The sequence below is a fragment of the Treponema sp. genome, from assembly GCF_017430385.1.
GTDB lineage: Bacteria > Spirochaetota > Spirochaetia > Treponematales > Treponemataceae > Treponema_D.
Window position 1 is genome coordinate 1 of the sequence record NZ_JAFRNB010000166.1, and the last position, 6,163, is coordinate 6,163.

General features: G+C 38.7%; 5 protein-coding genes. 3 read left to right on the top strand and 2 right to left on the bottom strand.

What is annotated here, in order from left to right:
• Window positions 1-303: 303 nt before the first annotated feature.
• Both IJJ71_RS12565 and IJJ71_RS12570 read left to right on the top strand, forming a co-directional pair.
• Complete coding sequence (locus IJJ71_RS12565) at window positions 304-2,304, top strand: AlwI family type II restriction endonuclease (RefSeq protein ID WP_296847490.1); 2,001 nt, start codon at window positions 304-306, stop codon at window positions 2,302-2,304.
• 13 nt (window positions 2,305-2,317) lie between these two features.
• Window positions 2,318-3,568, top strand: a complete 1,251-nt coding sequence (locus IJJ71_RS12570) for an RES family NAD+ phosphorylase (protein ID WP_296847492.1) — start codon at window positions 2,318-2,320, stop codon at window positions 3,566-3,568.
• Window positions 3,569-3,578: 10 nt separating this feature from the next.
• On the opposite strand, the gene IJJ71_RS12575 is transcribed toward IJJ71_RS12570, so the two are convergent.
• Window positions 3,579-4,505, bottom strand: coding sequence for a Dam family site-specific DNA-(adenine-N6)-methyltransferase (locus IJJ71_RS12575; protein ID WP_296847494.1), 927 nt, complete (start codon window positions 4,503-4,505; stop codon window positions 3,579-3,581).
• On the bottom strand, window positions 4,496-5,503 hold the full coding sequence (locus IJJ71_RS12580; RefSeq protein WP_296847496.1) for a DNA adenine methylase: 1,008 nt from the start codon (window positions 5,501-5,503) through the stop codon (window positions 4,496-4,498). Before IJJ71_RS12580 ends, IJJ71_RS12575 begins: the two co-directional genes overlap by 10 nt.
• Before the next feature lie 182 nt (window positions 5,504-5,685).
• Here IJJ71_RS12580 and IJJ71_RS12585 point away from each other — a divergent pair, with 182 nt between their 5' ends.
• Window positions 5,686-5,988 carry a thiamine pyrophosphate-dependent enzyme gene (locus IJJ71_RS12585; protein ID WP_296847497.1) on the top strand — a complete coding sequence of 101 codons (303 nt, stop codon included), beginning with the start codon at window positions 5,686-5,688 and terminating at the stop codon, window positions 5,986-5,988.
• Window positions 5,989-6,163 lie beyond the last annotated feature (175 nt).

A 6,163-nucleotide genomic window follows, 5' to 3' on the forward strand; every position in this document is an offset into this window, starting at 1 on the left:
TTCAAAAGAAGGCGACGGAACTTACCAGGCATTCTTGAACAACGAGACTCGATACTCAGCTCTTACACGCAAGTTCCCGGAGCGAGCTAAGGTTCTCTTCGACAGGAACGAGCAGGCTGCTAAGGACAGATTCGTACACTTGCAGAAGCTGGTTGAGTTGTATAAATAAGATGTCACACGGATTCGATTTTGCTAACGCAAAATCATAGGTGACGTGAACGCCCCTTGTGAGGAGATTTTTCCTTGCAGGGGGCGTTTTTGTTTAATGTGTATTAAAAGATATTTTTATGTTAAAATAAAAATATGTCAGAAGAAAACATCGCCTTTAAATCATTTTATTATAGTTTGGGAACGACGAGTTTCCGTATGCAGAATTTCAATCAGAAGATTGAGCAGCAATTGGATCTACTCAATCAATTTTGGCAAAAGCCCGAATATACGAATGAAAAATGGGAAAGTAACGAGAGCGTTCAAGAGGCATACTACAATTTTATCAAGGAAAGGGGATTTTTAAAAGACGGTGAAGCTCCGCGCAAAGCAAAGGATGCACGGCAGAAAACATCTGGAATGCGTGACATCGGATTAATCGACGACAACCGCCGTTTGACTGATGTTGGAAAGAAACTGCTAGAAATTTCAAAAAATGGAGATTTTTCAAGCGACAATTTCTTGCAAATTCCGAAAGATAGTTTTATCTACTTTCAGCAACTCCTCAAAACTTACATAGCAATTGATAAAGATACTGGAATTCGTCCGTTTGTTTTGCTTGCTCGGCTGCTTAAAAATTTCAATTACCTAAACAAAGAAGAGTTCATGTATCTGTTTCCACTCTGCATAAGTCGTGAAACAACCAAATTTATTGAAAGCAAATTGTATGATTTTCGTGGAAAAGGTATAAGCGTAGACGATATTGTCACGGAAATCTTTATGCAACAGCAGAACTACAAAGATGCTTTGGACTTTTTTATATCAGAGAAAATTGTTACAGAAGAAACTTTTTGCAGAGTCGGGCTGAACCGCAAAAGCAAAAATTACGATAGGGCTTATCTACCGTTGTACAACGCTATTAAAGTAGTTTATTTCGATGGTGATAATTCGACTAAAGAGATTTTGAATCTTTATGAAGCTTCTGACATTGGCAATGTAAAAACGCATTGGAGAAAATTTTTGTTCAAAACATCTTCAAGTGCTTCAATCAAGAAATCACCTCTTACACACTTGCAGCTTGCGAATATGTTTTCAAATCTTGGCGATGAAGTTGAGTTTAAAACTGTATTTTTTAAGACAATGCACCTTATAAAAATAAAGAAGACTTTAGAAGATTATTTTGACTTGAACCGCCGTTATCTTAAAATCTCAGATACATTACTTTTTGCTGATGAGCAAGTTAAATTCGATGTCATTCCGAAGTATTATTTTTCACTTTTGACCGATGAATTTTATAATCTCGCATTTGAAAAATCAGACAAAGTTGCAGAACTGCAAACGCTTGAAGAAATTTCACCATTCTTGAAACTCGATGAAGCAAAATTACTCAAAGCAATCAACAAGGACAACAAAACATCGTTTTCACAAATTGCCGACATCAAACAGTTTGTCGCTGACGAGCGAACCGAACGATTCAACAAACTTATTGACGAAAAGTTTTCCGACACGCAACTTATTTACATTCTGCAACTTATCAGCAAGCGGGCGGATAAAGAAATTCAAGAACTTGTTACAGATGATGCGGATATTCCGACAATTTTTGAGTACATTTTGGGAATTGCGTGGTACAAAATCAGTGAACGCAAAGGCGATATTCTTTCTTTTATGAACTTGTCGCTTGAAGCCGATTTGCTTCCAAAAACTCACGCGGGCGGTGGCGAAGCAGACTTAGTTTTCCAATACGAAGCAGAAAACGGTTATCCGAAACACACTCTCTTAATTGAAGCAACTTTAGCAGATTCAACAAACCAGCGAAGAATGGAAATGGAGCCAGTTTCAAGGCATTTGGGTGAATATATGCTTGCTCATAAAGACTTAGATTCTTATTGTGTTTTCATTACAAACTTCCTGCACATCAATGTCATTTCAGACTTCCGCAATCGCAGAAAAATGGAATATTACGGCGGGCGCAACGGCGAAGAAGTCATAAACGGAATGATGATAACACCACTTGAAAATGAACTGTTGATTGCAATTCTGCAAAAAGGCGTAAAATATCCGCAATTATACAGACTGTTCCATGAGTTGCAAGAAAGTCCGCTTGCTCCAAAAGAATGGTATGCGGATTTGAAAGAAAAAATTGCTTTATTGAAATAAGGACTATTTGTTTATGAGCAAATATGATGATATTTTTTCAGAATACAACCGTTTTTCAAAAGCAATAGATTCTTTTTCTGCATATACAAAACTAATGCCCAAAATTCCCGATTATATGACTGCGGCAACTCGTACACTGCAACCCACAATTGATTTTGTTAATCGGCTTGAATCAATACAAGCTCCTTTCAAAAATATTGGGATTGCACAACAAAACCTTCAAAAGCTTTTAGGTGTTTATGATTTCTCTGCATTAAATGGGGCATTGGAACTAACACTGCCACATGCTAATCAAGTAGCCATATCGGGAATTGCAGAACTATCTGAACAAGCAAAAATGCTAATGGGCTTTAACAAGTCATTCATCGATTATTTTTCATCGCTTCAATCATCTTTTTCTTTTATAGATTCTTTGTCTGTGGTGAGAAATCAACTGCCTGTATTATTTTATTATGAGAGAAATTTTTCAAATGCGTATCAAGGACTTTATACAGAAATTCTTGACGATTCCTTTTCTCCAGAATTAGATGGAGATGGTGATTTAGAGTGGAAAAATGAAAACGAAACTATTTGTTCTTCCGTAATCAAAGATATTTATGGACTTCCAGAATTATTTAAAAATATTTCTCGCCAAGATGTTCAAGAACTGTTGGAAACTTTAAAAACTCAGCCTTATACTGCGTTGGAAAACGGTATTGCAAAAGCCATATTAAATGAATTGCGCACATCTCTTGCAAAAAATCTTACAAGAATACCCAATGGGGCAACATTCTTGCATGGAAGAAAACACTCAAAAAATGAAATTGTATTTACAGATGATGAAATGATGAAAGCTCCTGCATATTGCACCCACACAGAACGCTTTAATCCTGCGGGAAGCCCTGCATATTACTTAGGAGAATCAATAGAGACAATTCAAAAGGAATTGAAACCAACTACAGAGGAAAAAGAAGAACAAGAATTACAATACATACAAATCACAACAAAAAGACCACTTTATGTTTTGGATATTCGTGACAGGGAGTGTCCTGTTTTTGAATTCTGTAAATACCCATTAAAAAATCCGTCACCTCGTCCAAAAGAATATTTAGTTCCTAACTTTATTGCGCAATGTTGTACACAACTACGAAAAACTGCCGACATCCAAATTGATGGAATTCTGTATAAAAGCACGATAAATCCATCTGGGCAATGCCTTGTCTTATTTGAAACGAATACTGATTATTTCAAGATTACAAAGAGAGATAGAATTCCTTTCGCATAAAATATTATTTTTAATAATTCGTAATCAAAATTTCGTCCGTTTGTGCTATATTTTTTTTATGATAATTTGAATTGCTGTAGGAAAAATCCAAGTGATGACATATATAATTTTTGTGTGTGGTCAGCCAGTCTTGCAAGATTGCGTTTGTTTTGTTGTCGGTCGAAAGCACATTTGAAAGCGCGAAACGGATATTGTTTTCATTAAGTTCATCTAAGTAAGAAAGCAGTCGTTTTTCTTCCGCTTCGTTCCAAGATTTTTCGTTGTAGGTCGCGCAAGTGATTAAATACGGCGGGTCGGCGTAGACAAAATCTTGCTCGGTCAGTTCGCTTGGCGGTATTTCGGAAAAATCCTTATTTATAAAATAAATACTCTGCGTTCCAAGAGCGGTCAAAAATGATTTCAATTTGTTTTGCATTTTGATATTGAAATCGCGCTTGCCGACAGGAAGATTAAATTCTCCGTCCGAATTAAAACGGATTTGATTGTTGAACGAGTAGACAATCAGCACATAGAGCATTAAAAAATAATTTTCATCTGTAGGCGACAGCGAATTGAATTTGTCGCGCAGGGCAGTAAAGCCGTTTCTGTTGAAATTTCCCAAACCGCTTGACGAGTTGCAGTTGTAAAAATCGTAGCCGTTCGCATTTGAATCGGACAAATTGAAATCTGCGATGATTTTTTTGATTTTCGGAAGCAAGTCAGAAAAAGTCGTCTGCTTGAAAAAAGAAATCAAGCCAATCAGTTTTTCGTCCTTGTCGTTGCAGATTATTTTTTGAGCGGTAACATTCAAAGCGACATTACAACCGCCACAGAATAAATCGATAAAAGTGTGAACATCATCGGGAAACAATGGTAACAGTTGCGGAAGAAGTTTGTGTTTTCCACCTGTAAAGTTGAGCGGAGATTTTATAATGTCGGATTTCGTATTCATTTGCATTTGCAGACAAAAAGCCTCTCTTCATTATCGAGATGTTCTGATTTTCCCGTGGTGAATGCCTTGAACTGCTCGGAAAAAGTCTTGACTATGCCTTTTGCCTGCAAAGTGTTTAAAATCTCCGTATCGGAAATGCGGGCGTTCGAGCGGTCGTTGCCTTTCTGTGCCATATTGTTGTAAGACACTACAATGTACTTTGCCTGCAAATCGTGTATCAAATTCGCAAAGGCTTTCGGTGCGGCGCGGGTACAGTATTTGCTTTTGAGAGCGGTTCTATCCATTTTTCTAGCAACGCCAAAAACGTCGGGTTTTTGCCAGCGGGCGATATTCTCCACTAGATGATAGGCATCGCTGTACTGTCGCGAATTATATGGGGGGTCAATGTAGACAACATCGGCTGAAATTGTCTTGACAAGTTCGTTTGTATCGCAGTTGAAACACTCATTGTGCTGCAGATTCGTGTTTGGTTCTGGCAAGGATAAAACTAGTTCGTCGGTTAATTCTACATTTTTTCGGTAAGCGTCATAATGACCGCAAGTATTCGCGATTTTATCCAAGCCGTAGAGCAAGGAAGTTACGAGCATTGCGCGTTCCTTGTCGTTGATTTTCTTTGAATTGTACTCATTTTCAATATATTCACGGATAAAACCGATTTTTGAGCAAACTTTATCTGAAAAGTAAGTGTTCGCAAAATTTTTTGTCATATAGTTTTCTTGATAGGGAATATCACTGTTGAAATATAAGATGTATTTTTCAATCTTATTTTCATCAAATGGCTCATCAGAAAACCAAGTAAGGTGGCAGAGATAGTTGCTGTAGAGAATATCGTTTGTGATAAGATGTTTGTCGATGTAGGCAGAGGAAACTGCACCAGTTCCTGCAAAAATATCTGCAAAAGTGCCAAAATCACCGCACTCCGCCGAAATCACATCGGTAATAAAGGGGAGAAGTCTGTATTTATTGCCCAGATAGCGGCGATTGTTAATTTTTGTCGTCTGCATTTTTTCCGTAACACTGTAACACAAATTTTAGAGAAATTATAGTATTAATGTAAAAAGAAAAATTTTTTATTTAGAACAGCGTTAAGGATTGTAGCCCCTGCGAAGCAGTTCCGAAACGAAGTGTAGGAATGGAGCCGAAAGGCGGAAGGGCGGAAAGCCTGACCCGAAGGGGAACGCCCTTTATGGTATTCGATACAGAGATGTACGCTAGGAAGCTTGCTTCCAGAAATACAGGCGGACAGGCATCAAAGGCTTCTAACATCGGTGAAGTCTGTCAGTTCGCAGCTGCCGGTAAAGAGATGGGCAAAAAGTCACTCTCTGAAATCGCTATGAGCTACGGCTACGTATATGTCGGACAGATTGCCCTCGGTGCTAACCCGGCACAGGCTCTCAAAGTCATTCAGGAAGCAGAAGCTTACAATGGCCCGTCACTCATCATCGGATACGCTCCATGTGAGCTCCACGGCGTTAAGGGCGGCAGCTAGAATCGAAGATTCGCAACCACTGTCAGGACGAGATGAAGGCAGCTGTAAAAGCCGGCTACTTAGGGAGCGACCGCCTGTGGCGGGCAAAACCTGTGAGACAGGTTTTGAGCGATTCTCCGAGCAGCTATGCTGCGAAGGGAACCTCTTCAGCTTCAACCCGGCCCTCAAGGCAGAA

Coding starts and splice junctions, on each gene's coding strand:
- IJJ71_RS12570 (WP_296847492.1), top strand. CDS start 2,318: ATGAGCAAATATGATGATATTTTTTCAGAATACAACCGTTTTTCAAAA.
- IJJ71_RS12585 (WP_296847497.1), top strand. CDS start 5,686: ATGGTATTCGATACAGAGATGTACGCTAGGAAGCTTGCTTCCAGAAAT.
- IJJ71_RS12580 (WP_296847496.1), bottom strand. CDS start 5,503: ATGCAGACGACAAAAATTAACAATCGCCGCTATCTGGGCAATAAATAC.
- IJJ71_RS12575 (WP_296847494.1), bottom strand. CDS start 4,505: ATGCAAATGAATACGAAATCCGACATTATAAAATCTCCGCTCAACTTT.
- IJJ71_RS12565 (WP_296847490.1), top strand. CDS start 304: ATGTCAGAAGAAAACATCGCCTTTAAATCATTTTATTATAGTTTGGGA.